The organism is Haloarcula sp. Atlit-120R, assembly GCF_003665885.1.
GTDB classification, from domain to species: domain Archaea; phylum Halobacteriota; class Halobacteria; order Halobacteriales; family Haloarculaceae; genus Haloarcula; species Haloarcula taiwanensis.
In genome coordinates, this window is record NZ_QPLN01000001.1 from 39725 (window position 1) to 58786 (window position 19062).

Genomic DNA, 19062 nt, shown 5'->3' on the forward strand with positions numbered 1-19062 from the left:
TACGTCGCAGTGAACACGCCGTCCTATGAGATAGTGTCACAACGGCCCGTTCGCAGTAGATCGACTGAAGAGCACGGCCTGGCTGTCAGCGAGCGTTACCGGTTCGCCCGGGTCCTTGACTGCCAGCCCTGGGGAGGCGAGCGCGACATCCCACCCGTTTTCGTCGACATCGACAAGATGACTGGGAGTGACGGTTTCGGCAACGCCTTCCATGGTCCCCACGAACAGGAGTTCTTCGCCGGTCTCCGAATCGGTGCGGTAGCCGTAGTACAGTACTGTCCCGTCAGTCGGATAGACGTAGTCGAGTACATCTTCGCCCGTAAGGTCTGTCGTCACCCAGTCGTGCTCGTGGCGGAACCGTCTGACTTCGAGGTCGAACGCGGTTCGGTCGTCGTCCTGTGTGTCGGTCCAGTGTGAGAGCGTGGCGAAGTGAGCGATGTCCCGCATCCAGTCGAGACCCAGTTGTTCCAGGTCCTCGACGGAGAGGTCGTCGCCGACGGGTGTCCCGACCACAGAAAGTAGCGCTGCCATTTCCGCCTTGTCGTAGTCGGTCATGCTGACCGTGTCGCTGAGACACGTCAGGAACGCGCTCAGTTCCGCGCGGCTTTCGAATCCCCACTCCTTGAGACGGGTGAAAAACCGGTCGTCTTCGAAGTCGCGGTCCCGTATCTGCCATTCGGGGAAGTTCTTCTCCTCGGCGAGGACTTTCAGGTTCCAGACGGCGTCCGTGTCGCGGACGAAGCCCCACGGGGCTCGCATGTTGGCGTGCGTGAAATCCATCGGACAGCCGGGCATGAAGCCGTGAAACAGGATCGTCGTGGCGGGATTGTTGTAGGCCCGTTCGAGTTGCTCCTGCCGGCTGTCGCCGAGATATCGGTTTATCTGTGGCTGGCTGAACGGCGGGTCCGGTTCGAGCTGTGTCCCGCGGCGGATCGTGTCGTGGTTCGCGACCCCGGAGATCCAGTTCTCGCCCATGTCCGCGACCTCGCGGACGCGCCACCACTTCGTCGCCCAGAACGTCTGCAATGCCGGCGTATTGTGGGCGAACGTGACCGGCCCCCACTGGTAGGCGTGGGGGTGTTCCTCGATGAGCGTCCGGTACGTCGACGCGAGTTCCCAGTCCGAGCGCGGCCACGGGCGGCCGTCCTCGTAGATCATCCACGGACGGTACTCGACACCGGCCACCTCCTGTGTCACCCGGTCCATCTCGGCGAGGTACTCGTCGTCGTGGTACTCCTCCTCGGCCTCGGGGTCCCAGTTCGTGAAGTCCTGTGCGCCGTCGACGCGGATCCCGTCCGCCCCGAAGTCCATCTTGCGGCGCTGGAGTTCGAGCAGGCCCGCACGGACGACCGGCTGGGTGTAATCAAGCTCCTGCCCGTACATCCCCGGTCCGGCGAACCACTCGTCGTTGAGCAGTGGGAGCGCGCCGTTGTCGGCGTGGCCCAGCGCGATGTCGAAGACGACCTTGACCGGGTCCGGCATCGTGTGCAAGGTCGCGATGAGGTCGACGAGTTCGTCCGGCCGACGGCTCTCTAAGATGGCCGGGTTGACCGTTCCGAACCCGGAGATGACAATGTCGTACCCCCAGTTTATCATGTCGGGGTGCCTGACTGTCGCCGTGAGCTGCCCCTCGCTCTCGGCCTCGGGGAGCCAGTAGCCCAGTTCGTCTTCGTTCTGTGTGATGGGGGCGAGCGGCATTAGCTGGACGGCGTCGTACCCGGTGAAGTTGCGTTCGGCCGGCGTCAGCGCCTCGCCGTCGCGCTGTTTCTGACCGATTCGGTCGAAGACATCGGTGAGGCCAGCGAGCGTGCCCGACTCGGTTGCGGTCCCCGGGTGGACTTCGAGCATGCTCGTCGCAGGCTCGAATCGGGGCAATCCGTCGTCCTCGTGGGCGTGCGGGGCGGCACCGTCCTCTGCGAGCGCTTGGAAGTACGCACGGTCGTCTCGGCGCTCATCGAGGCGGTCCATGTCGTACAGCTCCGGCGGGCCGTAGGCACCGAAGGGCAGTGAGTCCGCAAACGGATCCGTGATGGTCTCCCGGCTGCCGTCCTGCTCGTAGCTGAGGCGGTAGAGCGTCCCGAGCTGGTCGCGAGTCCCCGGCCGTGGTCCGTCAACCGCCGCCCACGTAAACTCCCCTTCCCGGCGCGTCTCCACGAGCTGTCTGTCGAAGGCGACGGTCTGCTCAGCGGCGGCCAGGTCGACCGGCTCTGTCGCCGTCAACAGTTCGAGTTCCACAGATTCGGCCGGCACCGCACCGACGAGTTCCGGCGTCCAGAACCCGAACTCCGCGTGGCTGTCTCGCCAGTGTGCACCGAGCCGGGACGTGATTTGCGTCGCCGCGTCGAACCGACTCTCGTGCTCGTCGAGTCGGTCACGCTGCCAGGTACACAGCGCGTCGGTCGCATCGGGTCGGAAACTGGAACGCGCCATCAGACGTCATCCCATTGCCTGTCCGATTCGTTCATAGCACATATGTCTCTCACACACAATATGAGCGTTTCCCTCACATCACTACCTGTGCCCCACCCGCACAGCCGAGAGCGTTGCCTCTGGTCGGCCCGTTCACGCAGGCGAAAATTACAGTATCGAGCCGACCACCAGCTGCCGGGACAGCAGTCACGTGCCGCGGTCGCCCACAAAAAAGCCGCCGCCCTGCCCTCAGTCGTCGGCCGGTTCCACGACGCTGTCGAGTCCGGTCATCTCCAGCCCGCCGCCGATGGTCCGGTTCGGATACGGCATATTGATGTCCTCGGCATCGAACCGCTGCTTGACTGACTTGACGTACTCGGCGCGGGTCTTGACGAAGTCGGACCGACTGGGGTTTTCGATCCAGATACGGGACTGGAGTCCGACAGAGGAATCACCGAGTTCAACGAGGCGAACGGAGGGCTCGGGGTCGTCCATAATCCCCGGGTGTGCCCTGGCCTCGTCGAGAATGATTTCAGTCGCTTCGTCGATGTCGTCGTCGTAGTCGATGCCGAACACGAACTTCAATCGGAGCTGGTCCTTTGCGACGGGGTTTTTGATGACGCCGTCGGTCAGATTCGAGTTCGGCACGGTAAGCAGTTCGTTGTCGAAGGTCCGGACGCGAGTCACACGGAGGCTAATGTCCTCAACGACGCCTGAGTTACCGTCCCACTCGATCCAGTCACCGATGCGGAACGGCTTGTCGGTGTAGATGAACACGCCGGCAACGAAGTTCTTGATGACATCCTGCATCGCGAAGCCGATGGCCAGCGTCGCTGCCGCGGCGATGGTCGCCAGCGACTGCAGGAAGTTCCCGTACTCGGCCATCCCGAAGGCGACGGAGATGGCGACGAACACGATACCGATGCTGACGACCTTCTTCAGCGGCCGCCGAGCGTGCGTATCGAGGTCGCGGGACTTGAGCGAGCGGTCGACGATAGGCAGGACGATTGCCTTCCCCAGAACGTAGACGAGGGCGAAGACAACGACGAAGACCACTGCCGAAGCGATAGAGCCGGCCGCTGGCACACCGAGCCCGTTGAGTAGGTCGGCGAGTGGCTGGACCTGCATCATTTCTCAAACACAGCAGTGTGTCCCCGAACCTGAATCACGGTGGCGTTGACCAGCTCAGCAAGGTCGTCGGCGAGTTCCTCGGTCGTCGTGCCGCCGCGGGACGAGCGGAGGAACTTGACTTTCACCAGGTCGGTGTTCTCCAGCTGGTCATCGAGTTCGTCCGCTACTGATTCGATGCCGTGTTTGCCGACGCGGAGTGTCGCGTCGAGGTCGTGTATCCGAGACTGTCGAGAAGAGTCACTCATGTACACGGTTTAGCGCGGACAGCCCCTTAAAACCAGTAGTCGTAAAGAATCCTCAGTCGTACGGGTAGCGGGACTGTGACCCACAGTCGCAGGTGATGACGACGTGGCCGGACTGGGTTCGCGAGCGGGCGTTGTGGCCGTGCAAGAGATACGTGTCGCAGGCGTCACATGTCGACCGCTCGAACGACCGCGGCAGCCGCAGACGGTGACGCTCCGCGACGCGTCGCGCGCGCCGGACGTACGACCGAGCACGGTCTTCGTTGCCAGCCTTGACGGCCTCGCGAGCGAGCGACTGGAGGCGCTCGATCCGCTCGCGGGCGATGGTCGCCTCGTCCGTCATTGGCGGTACTGGGTCGGCGGCGGGAAAATGCCTTCCGAACGAGCTGGCAACTGCGATCTATTACAACCCCTCACAGGGAAAGTCGATAGGATTTTCGGCCCCGGTAGAGTTGCCCGAGACGTGCGCGTCCTGAACTATCTCGAACTAGCCGACCGCCTCGACCGGTCGGGCATCGGAACTGCCGTGGACCACCAGCGGGCGGCGCTGTCCGAGACCGACATCGAGGTGGAGACGACGCCCTGGCAGGAGGGCCATCCGGCGTGGGCACTGGGTGGCAATATCGCCTTCAACGATCCGGTGTTCCGAGCGTTTGACATCGCTCACTGCAACATGATCGGACCGGGGTCCGTCGCTGTGGCACAACACGCGGCGCAGGCAGACATCCCGCTCGTCCTGCACGCCCACGTCACCCGCGAGGATTTCCGGGATAGCTTCCGCGGGTCGAACCTGGTCGCGCCGGCACTGGGTCGGTACCTCCGGTGGTTCTACTCGCAGGCCGACCTCGTGCTCTGTCCCTCCGAGTACACGAAGGACATCCTCGAGTCGTACCCGGTCGATGCGCCGATACGGCCGATGACAAACGGCGTCGACATCGACGCGCTGGCAGGCTACGAGGATATGCGCGAGGACTACCGCGGGCGCTACGACCTCGACGGGATGGTCGTCTTCGCCGTCGGCAACGTCTTCGAGCGCAAGGGGCTGACGACGTTCTGTGAACTCGCACAGGCAACGGAGCACGACTTCGCGTGGTTCGGCCCATACGACGCCGGGCCACAGGCCTCGAAGACCGTCTCGCAGTGGGTGAACGACCCGCCAGAGAACGTCACGTTCACCGGCTGGGTCGAGGACATCCGCGGCGCGTTCGGGGCCGGCGACGTGTACCTGTTCCCGACGAAGGCAGAGAATCAGGGTATCGCCGTGCTGGAGGCGATGGCCTGCGGGAAGGCGGTCGTCCTTTCCGATATTCCGGTGTTCCGAGAGTACTACGAGGACGGCCACGACTGTCTCATCTGTTCTGACAAAACGGAGTTCCGCGAGGCACTGGAGCGTCTCGCCGAGAACCCGGACCTGCGGGACCGACTCGGAGAGAACGCTAAAGAGACGGCCAGAGAACACAGCTTAGACCGGGTCGGTCGTCGGCTGATCGAGACGTACGAAAAACTGGTCTGATCGCCGCCCCAGCGGATTGTTATGCTGAGCGGGGGTCCGTTGCGACAGCTACCGACGGTGAGCGACGCCAGACGACTGCGACCAGTGCTGCGCCGACAAACACCAGCGCACCGGCGACTGAGAACGCGAGCAGAAAGCCGTAGCCGCCAAGCCAGCCGCCGAGTATCGACCCGACGCCGCTCGCCAGCCCAGAGACGGCGGTGTAGATGCCGAGCGCCTCGCCGCGAATCGCCGCCGGCGCGAGTTGGGTGACGACGCTGGCCGCGGTGACGGCGATGACAGCCCAGGCGACGCCGATGAGGGCGAACACGACGCCGGTGACCGCTGTGCCGACGAGCGCCGCCGAGAAGAGCAGTCCCACGACGGCGACGGCCGGGTGAAGCGCCGCGCGGGCGAGCAGGCTGCCGACCTGAAGCCCGCTCGGGTCGTACCGCTCGGCGAGTTTGCCGGCGCGGTCGTACCACAGCGCCGACCCGACGCTGGAGACGAGATACAGCGCAAAGACCAGACCGGAGTTGTAGCCGAGCGTCCGCGAGAGATACAGCGGCAACGGTCCCCAGAACACGCCGAACCCGACGAAGAAGGCGACGACGCCTCCGAAGTAGACCGTCAGCGCCGGAGTGAACCGGGCCACGACGTCCCGTGGATGTATCGACCGCGTGAGCCAGTACAGCCGGCCCGGGCCGACCGGGAACGTCGCGCTCCTGACCGGGAGCCGGCGCGACCGGGCGATGGCCCGCGAGAGCCGGCTGGCTCGTGGGCTGGCGAGTTCGTCGGGGTCGGCCGGTAGCCACTTCGCCGCGAGCGCCATCGACAGAGAAACGGCGGCCGCACACAGCCACAGCAGCGACTGCTGGGCGGGAACCTCACCGAGCGGTCCCGAGAGCAGCGTCGTCCACACGAGGCCGAGGACGAGGCCGCCGGCCCACCCCCAGCCCTGGTAGCGGTTCAGGACAGCGAACCGCGCGGGCCAGTCCCGCTCGACGGTTCCGACGGTGACGAGCAGGGTCAGCACCGGCGCGACCGCGCCCGCCGCGAACCACAGCAGGCCGTTGCCGACGATGACTAGCCACGGCCGCTCCGTCAGCGAGACGAGCACCAGGGCGATGACCGCCAGTCCCAGCGCGACCAGGACGAGCGAACGGCGCTTCCCCGTTTTGTCGGCGACGCGCCCGAAGACGAGCGCGCCGGGCGCGCCCGCCGCGGCGGCCACCCCGGCGAGGACGCCCAGCATGAACGTCTCGCCGCCGATGGCGACAAAATACAGCGGCACGAGCAGCGAACCCGCGCCCAGTGCCACCGATGCGAGCGCCCAGGCGTACAGCCAGCCGTCCCGGTCCATTACCCACACTCCACCACGGTCCCGGAAAAGCGCTCTGGCGCTTGGTGGCGGGTGACAATCACCTGATTAGTGGCTTGCCAATGGCAACGGTTTAAGCCCTGGTCCTGCTACGCCGCGGCGATGGCACTGCCGCACGTCGCGACGTTTACCGACACGTATCTCCCGACCGTCAATGGGGTGACCTACACGGTGCAGACGTGGCGGGACCGCTGGCGCGACCGCGGCGGTCGCATGGGCGTGGTCTATCCGAAAAGCGACCACGACCCCGCCGACAACGAGTACCCGGTCCGGAGCCTCCCGTTCCCGTTCTACGAGGGCTTTCGCCTCGGGATGCCACAGATACCGAACGGCGTCCGGGACGCCGAACTGGTCCACGCCCACACGCCGTTCAGCCTCGGGATGGCTGGCCAGCGACTCGCGGGGAAGCTTGACATCCCGTTCGTCGCGTCGTATCACACGCCCACGAGCGAGTACGCCGAGTACGTCTCCTTCAACGGCGCTGTCGAGTCAGCGGTCCGCTCCAGCGCCGAGAGCTACGAACGCTGGTTCCTTGGCCGTGCCGACACCGTTATCGCGCCAAGCGAGCGCGCAGCGACCCATCTCCGGGAGTCTATTGGCCTCGATACAACGGTGTCCGTCGTCCCGAACGGCGTCGACACGACCGTGTTCGAACCGGTCGACACGACCGACTTCCGGGACCGCTACGACCTCCCCGACGGCCCCATCGTCGGCTACACCGGCCGCCACGGCTACGAGAAATGTCTAGCTGACATCATCACCGCCTGCGAGGGGCTGGACGTGACTGTCGTGCTCGGCGGCGACGGCCCGGCCCGTGAAACCCTCGAAGCGACGGCCGAACACAGCGATGTCGACGTGCGGTTTCTCGGCTTTCTGGACCGGGCGGAGCTTCCCGAGCTGTACTCGACACTTGACGTGTTCGCGTTCCCCAGCCCCGTCGAAACGCAGGGGCTGGTCGCGCTGGAAGCCAACTGCTGTGGGACGCCCGTCGCGGGCGTCGACGCCGGCGCACTCAGCGACACCATCGAAGACGGTGAAACCGGCTACTCATACGACGAAGGCGACATCGACGGTTTTCGCCGGGCTATCGAGCGCGTCCTCGATGACCAGATACAGCTTCGAGAGCGCTGTCTTGCCCGGCGGGACGTAATCAGCGTCGAGCACGCCATCGACAAACTGGCCGACGTGTACGCTAGCGTGCTGTAACCGTCATCCGAACAGCGCCGGACTCCGCAGCTCAGGCCCGCGAGTGTGACCAACCGATACCGAACGCGAGCCCGTTGAGTGTCCCGAGCAGTATCCCGAGGTAGAAATCCCCCAGTGAGACGGCCAGTATCAGGCCAGCCCCGATTCCCAGTGCCAGCCCCTTCAGGACTGTCGGCCAGTGGAGCCAGCTGAGTCGCCCTTCGGCGTCGTCGCTCATACGCTCTTTCGGGCCGCCGGCGAGTAAACTGTACCCATTCGTCACGGGCGCTCGTGCTGGTCACGGGCGGACTGTCGCTCTGCCAGCGCAGCGATGCGGCGTTCGACGTCCGGATGCGACCCGGGCAGCAGCCGTTCGGAGACGCTCCGCCAGCGGTGGGCGAGCCGTTCGGCCCGTCCCTCCGGCGGGTCGGGCGTCCCGTCTGCAATCGCGTACGGCACCACACACAGTTCCCGCACACCGGTCTCAGCAGTTCGGATGTCCGTGGCCGGGCGCTGGTCCGCTGTCAGCGTCTCCAGAGCACTGGCGAGCGCCGCCGGGGAGCCACAGATGGCGACGCCGCCTGCGTCCGCCGCGTACTCCCGGACTCTGGACAACAGCCGGTAACAGGTCGTGCTGGCGAGATACAGCGCCGCGGTAAACGGTACTGCGGCGAGCGCGAACGCGACCAGCGGGAGGTGAAAATAGGCAGTGCCGACGGCGTTTCTGCTTATCTCTCCGTCGAGGAACCGGTGAGTGAACACCGACGTTTCGAGCGTGGTCCGAAGCCTCCGGGTGGCGCGTGCGCTCACAATCGGCAGGAACGCCGCCGCTGTCATCACGAACGAGTCGCCGTTTTTCAGATGCGCGAGTTCGTGAGCGAGGACGGCGTCCAGCTCGTCGTCGGCAAGCTGGTCGATGAGCGCCGTCGTCACGAACAGCGTCCGCTCGCCGGGTCGGCTCGCGGCGTAGCTGTTCGGCGTCGCCGAGTCGATGACGCGCACTTCGGGCGTTGCCATATCCACCGTCTGGGCCAGCCGTGCGACCCGCTTGCGGAGCTGTGTCGCAGTCCGCTTGCGTTTGATCGCGGTGAAGCGCTCTCTGGTGGTTTCCGGCCCGGGTGCCTCGGGCAGGTCCGGGCCGCCGGCGGCCTTCCGTAGCGTGACCCGGTAGCCAAAGCAGCACTGGAGGGCCAACACGAGCGGTGTCCCGGCGAGCACCACGGGTCCGAGCGGGACCAGATGAAACCCCCGGGTCCAGACTGACGCGCCGACCGGGAGGCCAAGCGTCGGGAGCAAGCCGTACGCGACGTGTGCCAGGACGTACGCCGTGACCACGGCGAGGGCGTCGAAGGCGACCAGCCCGAGCAGGAGGGCACCCAGCCGTAGCCGGCGTGTACTGTGGGTGGAGGGCACTCTCGTGTCTATTTCACCAGCCTGTTCAAAAAGCGTGACGGGGCGCAAACCCGTCGACCGCGACGCGGGCGAAAAATCACTCGTTCGCTCCGCTCACTCGTGTCCCTACGCTAGCGCGCTGCCGGCGCGGATTATTTCTCGCTCGCCAACCACCTTTTTGTTCCCCGGGTGTCCTCACTCACTGCGTTCGCTGCGAGCACCACTCGTCGAAAAACGTAGGCGAAAAATCGCTCGTTCGCTCCGCTCACTCGCGTCCCTACGCCAGCGCGCTGCCGGCGCGGATTATCTCGCGTTCGCCGAAGGCCGGTCCGACCAGTTGCAGGCCCACGGGGAGCCCGTCGTCGGTCTCGCCGGCCGGCACGGAGATAGCCGGGAGGTTCGCCAGGTTCACTGGGGTCGTGTTGGCGTCGGCCAGGTACATCGTGAGCGGGTCGTCAAGGCTTTCGCCGCGTTTCATCGGCGGGACGGGCATCGTTGGTGACGCCAACACGTCGGCGTCATCCAGCGCCTCGTCGAAGTCCTGTTTGACCCACGCCCGGGCGTCCTGTGCCTTCTTGTAGTACTTGTCGTGGTAGCCCGCCGAAAGGGCGTACGTTCCGAGGAGAACCCGGCGCTTGACCTCCTCGCCGAAGCCCTCCTCGCGGGCGTTGGCGAAGGAATCGTTCCAGTTGCCGTCGTAGCCGCCCGACTGTCCGTAGCGGACGCCGTCGAACCGCGCGAGGTTCGAGGACGCCTCGGACATGGCGATGACGTAGTACGCCTCGACGGCGTGTTCGACCGAGGGCAGGTCAACCTCGTGGTAGCTCGCGCCCTGTGCTTCGAGGTCGTCCAACGCCGTCCAGAACGTCTCGACAACCTCTTGGTCAGCCCCGTCGAGCAGCTCTGTCGGAACACCGATAGAGAGTCCGTCGACGTCACCGTCGGCAGCCGCCGCGTAGGAACCGTCGGCCTCGGGTGCTTCCTGTGTCGTTGCATCGTGTTCGTCCGGGCCGGCGATAACGTCCAGCAGTTCTGCAGCGTCCTCGACGGTCGGCGCGATGGGGCCTATCTGTTCGAGGCTGTTCGCGTAGGCCACGAGGCCGTACCGGGAGACCAGTCCGTAGGTCGGTTTGATGCCGACGACGCCACAGAACGCAGCCGGACAGCGGATGGAACCGCCGGTGTCGCTCCCCAGCGCGAGGTCAGCATCGCCGGCCGCGACAACGGCGGCCGAGCCACCGGAGGAACCGCCGGGGACGCGGCCCTCGGCGACGGGGTTCTCGACGGGGCCGAACGCCGACGTTTCGGTGGTCGTTCCCATCCCGAACTCGTCCATGTTGGTCTTGCCGGGGATGGTCGCACCGGCGTCTTTCAGCCGCTGGACGACCGTCGCGTCGTAGGGCGGGACGTAGTCGGAAAGCATCGCCGAGCCACAGGTCGTCCGGACGCCTTCGGTTGAGATGTTGTCCTTGACTGCGACGGTCGTGTCCGCCAGCGGGCCGTCCTCGGCCCCCTCGATTGTCTCGTCGGTGACGTAGCCGTTGTACGCCGTCATCTACGACACCTTCGGTCCTTTGAACTGTCCTTCCTCGGTGTCGCTGGCGTTCTGGAGTGCGTCCTCCTGTGAGAGACTTTCACGTATCTCGTCGGGGCGCATCACGTTCGAGAGGTCTGCCTCCCGTTCTGTCTCGGGCACATCGTCGAGCGCTTCGAACGCGTCGAGGATGTCACCGAACTGCTCGGTGAACCGCTCGATCTCGTCGTCTGCGAGGTCAACACGGGCGAGGTCGGCGACGTGCCGGACCTCCTCGGGATCGACGGCGGGGTCGCTCATGTCGGGCCGGAGTGCTGGATACGCGGTAAGCGTTTCGAAACACCGGGCAGAAATATAAATAAGTTAACAATTATAGGAGGTAATACACACGATTTGCCAACTCTTGTTTTCCGTTCCGAAAATTGGACTTCTGAAACAGACAAAAGTTTTAAGTCGCCGTAGATACAACAATAGGATACAACACGTTTTTCGGGTACGATACCCGGTTGTCCCACCCCCAACAAATGACCGATACCAGCATCCGCCGATACTCGAACGAGCGCGAAACGGAGACAGAGCAGACGGAGGAAGAGGAGTCGGAATCACTCGTCTGTCCGGAGTGTAGCGGTGCGCTACTCTCCGACAGCGAGCGCGGTGAGACGGTGTGCGAAGACTGTGGGCTGGTGGTCGAGGAGGACGAGATTGACCCCGGTCCCGAATGGCGCGCGTTCGATTCGAAGGAGAAAGACGAGAAATCTCGCGTCGGTGCGCCGACGACGAATATGATGCACGACAAGGGCCTGTCGACCAACATCGGCTGGCAAGACAAGGACGCCTACGGCAACTCCCTGTCCTCACGCCAGCGTGAGAAGATGCAGCGCCTGCGCACATGGAACGAGCGGTTCCGGACACGGGACTCCAAAGAGCGCAACCTCAAGCAGGCGCTTGGCGAAATCGACCGTATGGCCTCCGCGCTGGGCCTGCCCGAGAACGTCCGCGAGACCGCGAGCGTCATCTATCGGCGCGCCCTCGACGAGGACCTGCTCCCCGGCCGCTCCATCGAGGGCGTCTCGACAGCGTCGCTGTACGCCGCCGCGCGACAGGCCGGCACACCGCGGTCGCTCGACGAAATCGCCGGCGTCTCCCGCGTCGAGAAGGATGAAATCGCTCGCACCTACCGCTACGTCGTCCGCGAGCTGAGCCTCGAAATCCAGCCCGCCGACCCCGAAAGCTACGTCCCGCGGTTCGCGTCGGACCTCGACCTCTCCGAGGAGGTCGAACGGCGCGCCCGCCAGCTGCTCCAGAACGCCAAGCAAGAGGGCGTCCACTCCGGGAAGTCGCCGGTCGGCCTCGCCGCCGCCGCCGTCTACGCCGCCTCGCTGCTCACCAACGAGAAGGTGACCCAGAGCCAGGTCAGCGAAGTCGCCAACATCTCCGAGGTTACCATCCGCAACCGCTACCACGAACTGCTGGAAGCGGAAGACAACATCCACCCCTGACCGGTATCGTAACCTAAACCTCTGACTGTGCCGTTCCGTCGGTATGGAGACGACCCGCCATTTTGTCGCAACCGTCTACGTTGTCAGCGACGGCCGCGTCGCGTTGCACGAACACAGCAAGCTCGACATGTGGCTGCCAGCCGGCGGCCACATCGACCGCGACGAACTGCCCCACGAAGCCGCGCTCCGCGAAACGCGCGAGGAACTGGGTCTTGATGTCGACCTCATCGCACCCCAGCAGGATATCGAGAGCGAGACGGTCCAGTCGATACCTCAGCCACAGCACTTCCTGCTCGAAGACATCAACGTCACCGCCGAGGGGGAGGTGGGCCACCAGCACATCGACTTCATCTTCTACGGCCGGGCGGACAGCCGCGACATCACACCGGGGCCGGGCGAACAGCCGGCCGAGGACTGGGAGTGGTTCTCCGTGGCTGACTTACGTGACCGGAGCGGGGAACTCCCGGCAGATGTCGTCGAGGTCGGCCAGCGAGCAATCGAGTCGGTTCACGAGCCGTAGCCGCAGCTCACTCGATGAGCGCTTCAATGTACTTCGTGACGTGATTGTCCATCCGGCGCTTGTAGCCGGCCTGCCGGGCGAGGCGGTCGAGTTCGCGGGCCGCCAGGGAGCCGTACTGGGCGGCCTTCTTGTCCCGGTCCGCAATCTCGTCCGGGAGCGACTCCCGGGCGGCCGCCCGGAGCGCGACCTTCCGCGTCTCGCCGTCGACCAGCAGGTCGCCGTCCAGTCGCAGGGCGGCCGCGACGACGCGGTCGTGCAACAGCGGCGTCACCGGTTCGACGCCCGCGGCCCGCAACGCGAGCACGTCCCGCTCTAGCTGGTCGGGGAGCGTGGCGACGACCTCGCGCTGTGCGCCCCTGACCGTGTCAGCGTCGACCCGGGGGTCCTCGGGGGCCTTGGCGACCTTCGCGTAGCCGCCGAACAGTTCGTCGGCTCCCTGCCCGAGCGCCAGCCGGTCGAAGCCGTCCGCCGCGACCCGTTCGGCGGCCAGGTACAGCGGGAGCGCTATCTGTACGTCCATGGCGTTGACCCGCCCCGTCGCGCGCGCGACCTCGGGCACGGCCCGCTCGATGGCGTCGTGAGTGAGGTCCACGACGCGCACGTCGGTCCCCAGCAAGTCCGCGGCCGACCGCGCCGCCTCGACGTCGTGGCTGTCCGGGAACCCAGCGACGTACAGCGGCGCGTCGAGCCGCGCCGCGAGCAACGCCGAGTCCACGCCGCCGGAGAAGGCAATTGCCAGCCCGTCGGTGTCGACGGCGTCGACGCTGGTCTCGACGGCCGCTTGGACCGCCTCGACCGCCGTCTCTCGGTCCGGAAACGGGTCGGGCGACGGCAGCGTGAAGCGGCGTCTGGTCCCGTCGCCGTCGCGGACGTGGCCTGCGGGGAACGACCGCGGGTCTTCCAGCGCCGCCGGGTCGTGACCCCACTGGTCGTGGCCGAGTCGCCCCTCTTCGGCAATGTCTCGCTCCACGAACAGCGGGTAACGCCCGAGCACGTCCCGGACGAGCGTCCCGTCCACGTCGCCCGCGAACCCGCCGGTCCCCGGGAGCGGGTCGCCGCTGTCGAGCGCGTCGGCGACGGCGGCCGCGTCGGCTCCCTGCATCACTGTAGGAGCTCCGCGATACCGTTCTTGACGCGTCGCTTCGCCCCGCCAGCCGCCTGCCGGAAGCTGATGCGCCACGGCGTCCGCTTCCCCTCGACAGTCGTCTTACCCTCGCGGATCGCGTCTAGAATCGCCTCGACGGTTCGTTCGTCCGTGCCGACGTTGGTGACCGCCTGCCCAACCATCTCCGCGATGTGGGCGTCACTGCCAGCGGTCATCGGCAGCCCCTTTCGTCGCGCGAACCGCTCGGCCTGCCGGTTCGACCGCCCGGTCAGCAGCCGCGAGTTGTACACTTCGATGGCGTCGGCCGTCGCGAGTTCGGCCTTCGAGATGTGTTCTAGGACGCCGTGGCGGGACTCCTGAAACGGATGCGGGACGACCGCGAGCCCGCCCTGCTCGCGGATGCGGTCAAGCGTCTCGTCGAAGGGGAGGTGGGGCGGAATCGCCTCCTGTATCCCCAGCGCGAGGACGTGTCCGGCGGCACACGTGACCTCCATGCCGGGAATCCCGACGAGGCCGTACTCCGGGGCGAGTTCGGCCGCCCGGAGGCTGGCGTCGATTTCGTCGTGGTCAGTCACAGCCAGCGCGTCCAGTCCGACACCGCTGGCTTGCTCTAAGAGGAGCTCGACCGGGTCCCGGCCGTCGTACGACAGCGACGAATGCGCGTGTAGCTCAACCGACTGCACAGGTGTCGATAGCGGGGGGCAGGGCAAAAACGCCCCGGTCCGCCCCAGTGCTCACAGAGAACAAACCGGCCGCCGTGTCCAGGGCGGCCGAATGCCCGAAGGAACGCCCATCTGTCCCACGAGACTGAGCGTGTGTTTCCCGACGACACGACCGTCAATCGACGGTCGCATGTGATAGTTACCGGCACGCAGGAATGAGTCGTCCCCCTTGGTTTGGCGGGGATTAAAGTAGGGCTGTCCGGGTCGGTGGCAGCGGTTACTGCGAAGCGTGGTGCTGAGAGCCAGAAACCCCGGCCACCGGGAGACCGCAGGTCGCCCGAGCAGCGGGCGTGTAGCGCTGCCGACACCCCTCCCGTTCCGGCGTAGCCGCTCGGTCAGCCGACAGGGCGGGACTGAACGCGGGGCTGGTCAGTAGTACTTGCAGTTTCTCGACTAAACACGAGCGGGTCAGTCTGCCGAACTCCCGCCAGCGACCGAGTTCCCGCCGGTGTCGAACGGCAGCGGCCCGTGAACCTCGGCGTCCTCCAGATAGCACTGCGGGTCCGGGGCGAACAGGTCGTCCTCGACGGTGAGCGCACGCAGGCGCGACGCGCCGCGGCAGACCCCAGCGTAGCGGCAGTCGGCACACTTCCCGCTGAGGTGGTCCTCGCGGTTCCGGAGCGCCCGAAGCAGCGGATTCGACTCGTCCTCCCAGATGTCGCCGAACGAGCGGTCGCGGACGTTCCCCAGCGAGTACCCCTGCCAGAACTGTGTGAGGTGGACGTTGCCCTGATAGTCCACGTCGGCAACGCGTTCGCCGGTCGGGTCTCCGCCGTTGACCCGCAGGTACTCGTACACTCGCTGGGCCTGCGCGTCGCTCATGTGCTCGCGGGCGTACTCGACGAGGTAGGCCGCGTCGGCGTAGTTCCCGACCAGTAGTGTCTCGATTTCCTCGCCGCGGTCGTGGTACTTCCGAGTCATGTCACAGACCCGCTTGACCGCCTGCCGGCGGTCCTCAGGTGTGAGGTCAGCGTCAACGATTTCGGTCCCGCGCCCGCCGTAGTCCAGATGGTAGAAACAGAAGCGGTCGACCCCCACGTCGGTCAGCAGGTCCACGACGCCCTCCAGGTCGGCGGCGTTGCGCTCGGTGATGGTGTACCGGAGGCCGGTCTTCAGGCCCGCGTCGAGGCAGTTCTCGATGCCCTGGACCGCGCCCTCGAACGCGCCGTCGACCCCGCGGAAGTCGTCGTTTCGCTCCGGCAGGCCGTCGACGGAGACGCCGGCGTATTTCAGCCCAGCATTCTTGAGCGACTCGGCGCGCTCCTCGGTGATGAGCGTCCCGTTGGTCGAGAGCACCGGGCGGACACCGACCTCGTTCGCGTAGGCGACCAGTTCTTCGAGGTCATTGCGGACGAGCGGTTCGCCGCCGGAAAACAGCACCACCGGCGCGCCGTAGTCGGCCAGGTCCTCCAGCAGCGCCTTCCCCTCGGCCGTCGAGAGCTCGCCGTCGGCGATGTCGGTGTCGGCGGCGGCGTAGCAGTGGTCGCAGTAGAGATTACACTGCTTCGTAACGTTCCAGACGACGACGGGGCGGCGCTGTTTCCGGTCGCGTATCTGGCGCTTGGTCGACTCGTCGGCCGCGTCGTACCGGAGGCCATCGCCCTCGGCATCGAGGTCACAGAGCAGTTTCGAGACCGAAATCATCGGTTCTCACCCCGGAGTGTCTCCGACTCCATCTCGTCGATGCTCATCGTGGCATCTTCCCCCGTCGCCCCCGACCCGAGGGCCGCGTCGTCGGTCTGGTAGCGGCGGGTCTCGTCGGCGGGACACAGCCACAGCGTGACGGCGGTCCGGCCAAACAGCGACGCGGCCTGCTCCCTGGCGATGTCGGCGGACGGTGCGCTGACGCTTCCGACGTGGGCCAGCGGGTCCGCCGTGTCCTCGCGGACGAACACCTCCCACTCGCGGCTCGTTGCGCCCCGCGGGGCGTCCACCTCGTGGTCGAACTCTTCCATACCCCCCTGTTAGTCTCCCCAAGAAAAACGGGACTGGCGTGTTCTCAGCTACTGGGAACTACCCGCCCTCACTCGGAGCCCTATGCGTCCCGGAGCGTCTCCGTGTCGACGTCCTGCCGGACGCGTATCGCACTCTCGCCGACCTGCTCGACGGTCGGGTCGTCGAAGACCGGCCAGTACGACAGGCGGAACGTCTCCCGCTCGGCGGACTCCGCGGCCCCGCGATAGACGGCCTCGACGGCCGAGCGCCGGGCGGGCGCGTTGGGGGCGAACGCCAGCGTGACCTGCATCCGCGCGGTGTCGTAGGACTGCTCGTCGCTGCCCGGAAAGACCGTACTCGCCAGCGCCCCGTGGAGGTCGCCGTCAACGCCCTCGAAACTGCCGGGGGTCGGCGACGGGAACAGCACACCCTGGGCGTCGGCGGCGACGTACGCGTCGTAAAACAGGGGCCGGGTCTCGGGGCTGGCACTCGCCCACGACTGGCCCTCGCCGGTCCTGGCCTCAAGCAGCGCCGCGGTGAGGTCCTCGTCCCGGTCGCCGCTGAACCGGACGTAGACGCTCCACTCGTTGCCGCCGATGTAGGTGAGCCGTCGCTCGCCCTCCTCGTCGGTCTGGTAGTACACCCGGTAGCCGGCGTCCGACGACCCCTCGGTCATGCCCCGGGCTTCGAACGAGTCGAGCAGGGCCTCCGTCGGTCCGCGGGCGATGACGACGACTTCGAGCGCCTCGGTGCGGTATGTCATCGCCAGCGGGATGCTGTCTTCCGTTCGGGCGTCGCTGGCCGCGTCGGCGATGAGTTCGTTCCCGGCCGACGCGTCGAGCCGAGCGAACCGCAGGTCGGAGACGTTCACGGTCTGGTAGCCCACCTGCGCGGGGTTCGAGTACGGGAGCGTCCACAGCGGGGGGAGCCAGCGCCGGAGCCGGTACGCTGCCGGTACGCGCTGGACTGTCGGCTCGGGGGTCGGTGTCGGGGTGTCGGGCGCGGTGTCCGTCTCGCTGCCGAACAGGCCGCCCGAGCAGCCGGCGACCGGAACCGAGAGCGCGGAGCCGAGCAACGCGAGCGTCCGCCGGCGCGTCTGGTTTCGAGGCACGGTTTGAGAGCCTTGTCCGGATGTTTTTCCACCGAACCTATGAGCGTTGTGCAATCCCGGCAGACCGCCAGATGTTGGCGGGACGCTGGCGGGTCGAGGCCCCGAACGCGTCGACCGACTCGTTTTTCATCGGCCGGACGTACTACAGACCGATGCCGGACCGACACGGGCCGACTGCGGCGTTGGGCGTCGGCGGCGGACTGGCGGCCTGTGTCGCCGCCGGATTCGGGTACGCGGCCCTGACCGGTCCCATCGGGGCAGTACGGACCATCCACGTCTGGGTCGGGACCGCGTGGACGGCGCTCGTCCTCGCGTACGGGTTCGTCCTGGCACCGCTGTTGCGCGAACGTGATACGGCGGCGGCCTACCCGATAGTGGCGCGGCTCGCACCGACGACGCTGGTCCTGCTGCCGACGCTGACGGTCGTGACGCTGGCCGCCGGCGTCACGATGGCGCTCGCGTACGGTATCGTGTGGCCGATGACGACGCTCGTGCGCGCCGTGTTCGGCGTTGCGGTCGCTATCGCCGGTATCGCACTGCTCGGCGTGTTGCCGGCGGACGTACTCACCTACCGCGAACTCCGCAGTGCGGACCCCGACCCGGAACGGGTCGTCTCCCTCGGCGTCCGGACCGCGACACTGCTTACCGTCCAAGGGGCGCTGCAGGTCACGATGCTGTTCCTGATGCTCCGCGTCGCCGCGATGACCGGCTAATCAAAGCGTCGAGAGGAGCACGCGGTCCAGTTGAAACAACAACGCGACGCCGCTGACAAGCAGGAGGTACCCGGCGAGCCGGCGGACCGATTCCGTCTGCTCGGCACCCGGGAGTACCTCCCTGACCCGCCCGCCGGCGACCTTGCTCCCGTAGGCGACACCGAGCATCGGGAGCCCGAACCCGACGCCGTAGCTAAACAGCAGGAGGCCGCTCTGTGAGATGTCGCCCGTCGTGCCCGCGTACGCCAGCACAGCGCCGAGGACCGGGCCGACACACGGGAGCCAGAGGATGCCGATGACGAGCCCGAGCGCGAACCCGGCGGCGATTGGGTGGGCCGAACTGGAGAGGATGCCGAGCCCGTCGACCCGTCCCGAGACCTTCGACGCCGTCGCCGCGTACGCCTCGTGGAGGTCGTCGTCGGCCATGACCGCGCCGAAGGCGATGATGACGAGGAACGCGGGGGCCCGCAGCGAGTCGGAGGTGAGCGTCCCCAGGTAGCCGGTGACCAGGCCGACGAGGGTAAAGGAGACGACGCTCCCGCCGACAATCGCGAGCGGTTTCAGCCGGTGACCCACGCTCCCCGACAGGAGCGGCGGGAGCACCGGGAGACAACACGGCGTGAGAACGGTCATGGCACCGGCGGCAAACGACGCTAGGAGTGAGACCGCTGCCATACCCGTATTTGGATTA

19 protein-coding genes and 1 pseudogene are annotated in these 19062 nt (G+C 66.5%); 5 read left to right on the forward strand and 15 right to left on the reverse strand.

The features are described 5' to 3' along the window. Positions 1 to 36: 36 nt before the first annotated feature. The 4 genes from gghA to DVK01_RS00235 form a co-directional block, all read right to left on the reverse strand. Entirely contained in the window at positions 37 to 2430 is a 2394-nt protein-coding gene (gghA, locus tag DVK01_RS00220; RefSeq protein ID WP_121535081.1) for a glucosylglycerol hydrolase, read from the reverse strand. Positions 2431 to 2658: 228 nt separating this feature from the next. Then, positions 2659 to 3537 (reverse strand): mechanosensitive ion channel family protein, encoded by an 879-nt coding sequence (locus tag DVK01_RS00225; RefSeq protein WP_101350398.1) that lies wholly within the window; start codon positions 3535 to 3537, stop codon positions 2659 to 2661. Continuing rightward, a complete protein-coding gene (locus DVK01_RS00230; RefSeq protein ID WP_121513108.1) occupies positions 3537 to 3785 on the reverse strand; it encodes a YhbY family RNA-binding protein in 249 nt (82 codons plus the stop codon). The genes DVK01_RS00225 and DVK01_RS00230 overlap by 1 nt, the downstream gene beginning before the upstream one ends. 52 nt (positions 3786 to 3837) lie before the next feature. Beyond that, positions 3838 to 4125, reverse strand: a complete 288-nt coding sequence (locus tag DVK01_RS00235; protein WP_121535082.1) for a ribonuclease P protein component 4 — start codon at positions 4123 to 4125, stop codon at positions 3838 to 3840. A 120-nt stretch (positions 4126 to 4245) separates the two neighbouring features. On the opposite strand from DVK01_RS00235, the gene DVK01_RS00240 reads away from it, so the two are divergent. Continuing rightward, positions 4246 to 5295 carry a glycosyltransferase family 4 protein gene (locus DVK01_RS00240; protein WP_101350401.1) on the forward strand — a complete coding sequence of 350 codons (1050 nt, stop codon included), beginning with the start codon at positions 4246 to 4248 and terminating at the stop codon, positions 5293 to 5295. Between the two features lie 19 nt (positions 5296 to 5314). Here the strand turns inward: DVK01_RS00240 and DVK01_RS00245 are convergent. Then, positions 5315 to 6655, reverse strand: a pseudogene (locus DVK01_RS00245) (MFS transporter); the annotation flags it as partial. A gap of 102 nt (positions 6656 to 6757) precedes the next feature. On the opposite strand from DVK01_RS00245, the gene DVK01_RS00250 reads away from it, so the two are divergent. Then, positions 6758 to 7861, forward strand: a complete 1104-nt coding sequence (locus DVK01_RS00250; RefSeq protein WP_101350403.1) for a glycosyltransferase — start codon at positions 6758 to 6760, stop codon at positions 7859 to 7861. A gap of 31 nt (positions 7862 to 7892) precedes the next feature. On the opposite strand, the gene DVK01_RS00255 is transcribed toward DVK01_RS00250, so the two are convergent. The 4 genes from DVK01_RS00255 to gatC all read right to left on the reverse strand — a co-directional run bounded on the left by DVK01_RS00255 (position 7893) and on the right by gatC (position 11066). Then, entirely contained in the window at positions 7893 to 8078 is a 186-nt protein-coding gene (locus tag DVK01_RS00255; RefSeq protein WP_004516202.1) for a hypothetical protein, read from the reverse strand. 41 nt (positions 8079 to 8119) lie between these two features. After that, a complete protein-coding gene (locus DVK01_RS00260) occupies positions 8120 to 9253 on the reverse strand; it encodes a M48 family metallopeptidase (RefSeq protein WP_233562739.1) in 1134 nt (377 codons plus the stop codon). A 256-nt stretch (positions 9254 to 9509) separates the two neighbouring features. After that, on the reverse strand, positions 9510 to 10787 hold the full coding sequence (gene gatA / locus DVK01_RS00265) for an Asp-tRNA(Asn)/Glu-tRNA(Gln) amidotransferase subunit GatA (RefSeq protein WP_101350404.1): 1278 nt from the start codon (positions 10785 to 10787) through the stop codon (positions 9510 to 9512). Beyond that, on the reverse strand, positions 10788 to 11066 hold the full coding sequence (gene gatC, locus DVK01_RS00270) for an Asp-tRNA(Asn)/Glu-tRNA(Gln) amidotransferase subunit GatC (protein ID WP_101350405.1): 279 nt from the start codon (positions 11064 to 11066) through the stop codon (positions 10788 to 10790). 224 nt (positions 11067 to 11290) lie between these two features. On the opposite strand from gatC, the gene DVK01_RS00275 reads away from it, so the two are divergent. Together DVK01_RS00275 and DVK01_RS00280 are read left to right on the forward strand one after the other, a co-directional pair. Continuing rightward, positions 11291 to 12265 (forward strand): transcription initiation factor IIB family protein, encoded by a 975-nt coding sequence (locus DVK01_RS00275; protein ID WP_004591831.1) that lies wholly within the window; start codon positions 11291 to 11293, stop codon positions 12263 to 12265. Between the two features lie 43 nt (positions 12266 to 12308). After that, the gene (locus DVK01_RS00280; RefSeq protein WP_101350406.1) at positions 12309 to 12785 is read left to right on the forward strand and encodes an NUDIX hydrolase; all 477 of its coding nucleotides are present in this window, start codon (positions 12309 to 12311) and stop codon (positions 12783 to 12785) included. A 7-nt stretch (positions 12786 to 12792) separates the two neighbouring features. Here the strand turns inward: DVK01_RS00280 and DVK01_RS00285 are convergent, their stop codons facing one another. The 5 genes from DVK01_RS00285 to DVK01_RS00305 form a co-directional block, all read right to left on the reverse strand. Continuing rightward, positions 12793 to 13887: an asparagine synthase C-terminal domain-containing protein gene (locus DVK01_RS00285; protein ID WP_121535083.1), complete on the reverse strand. Its 1095-nt coding sequence runs from the start codon at positions 13885 to 13887 to the stop codon at positions 12793 to 12795. Then, entirely contained in the window at positions 13887 to 14573 is a 687-nt protein-coding gene (locus DVK01_RS00290; RefSeq protein ID WP_101350408.1) for a PHP domain-containing protein, read from the reverse strand. Before DVK01_RS00290 ends, DVK01_RS00285 begins: the two co-directional genes overlap by 1 nt. 447 nt (positions 14574 to 15020) lie before the next feature. Next, entirely contained in the window at positions 15021 to 16256 is a 1236-nt protein-coding gene (locus DVK01_RS00295; protein WP_101350409.1) for a TIGR04347 family pseudo-SAM/SPASM protein, read from the reverse strand. Beyond that, positions 16253 to 16567 (reverse strand): Htur_1727 family rSAM-partnered candidate RiPP, encoded by a 315-nt coding sequence (locus DVK01_RS00300; RefSeq protein ID WP_101350410.1) that lies wholly within the window; start codon positions 16565 to 16567, stop codon positions 16253 to 16255. The genes DVK01_RS00295 and DVK01_RS00300 overlap by 4 nt, the downstream gene beginning before the upstream one ends. 80 nt (positions 16568 to 16647) lie before the next feature. Continuing rightward, positions 16648 to 17658 (reverse strand): hypothetical protein, encoded by a 1011-nt coding sequence (locus DVK01_RS00305; RefSeq protein WP_101350411.1) that lies wholly within the window; start codon positions 17656 to 17658, stop codon positions 16648 to 16650. A gap of 71 nt (positions 17659 to 17729) precedes the next feature. On the opposite strand from DVK01_RS00305, the gene DVK01_RS00310 reads away from it, so the two are divergent. After that, positions 17730 to 18371, forward strand: a complete 642-nt coding sequence (locus tag DVK01_RS00310) for a hypothetical protein (RefSeq protein WP_101351456.1) — start codon at positions 17730 to 17732, stop codon at positions 18369 to 18371. On the opposite strand, the gene DVK01_RS00315 is transcribed toward DVK01_RS00310, so the two are convergent. Beyond that, positions 18372 to 19046 carry a cytochrome c biogenesis CcdA family protein gene (locus DVK01_RS00315; RefSeq protein WP_121513101.1) on the reverse strand — a complete coding sequence of 225 codons (675 nt, stop codon included), beginning with the start codon at positions 19044 to 19046 and terminating at the stop codon, positions 18372 to 18374. Positions 19047 to 19062 lie beyond the last annotated feature (16 nt).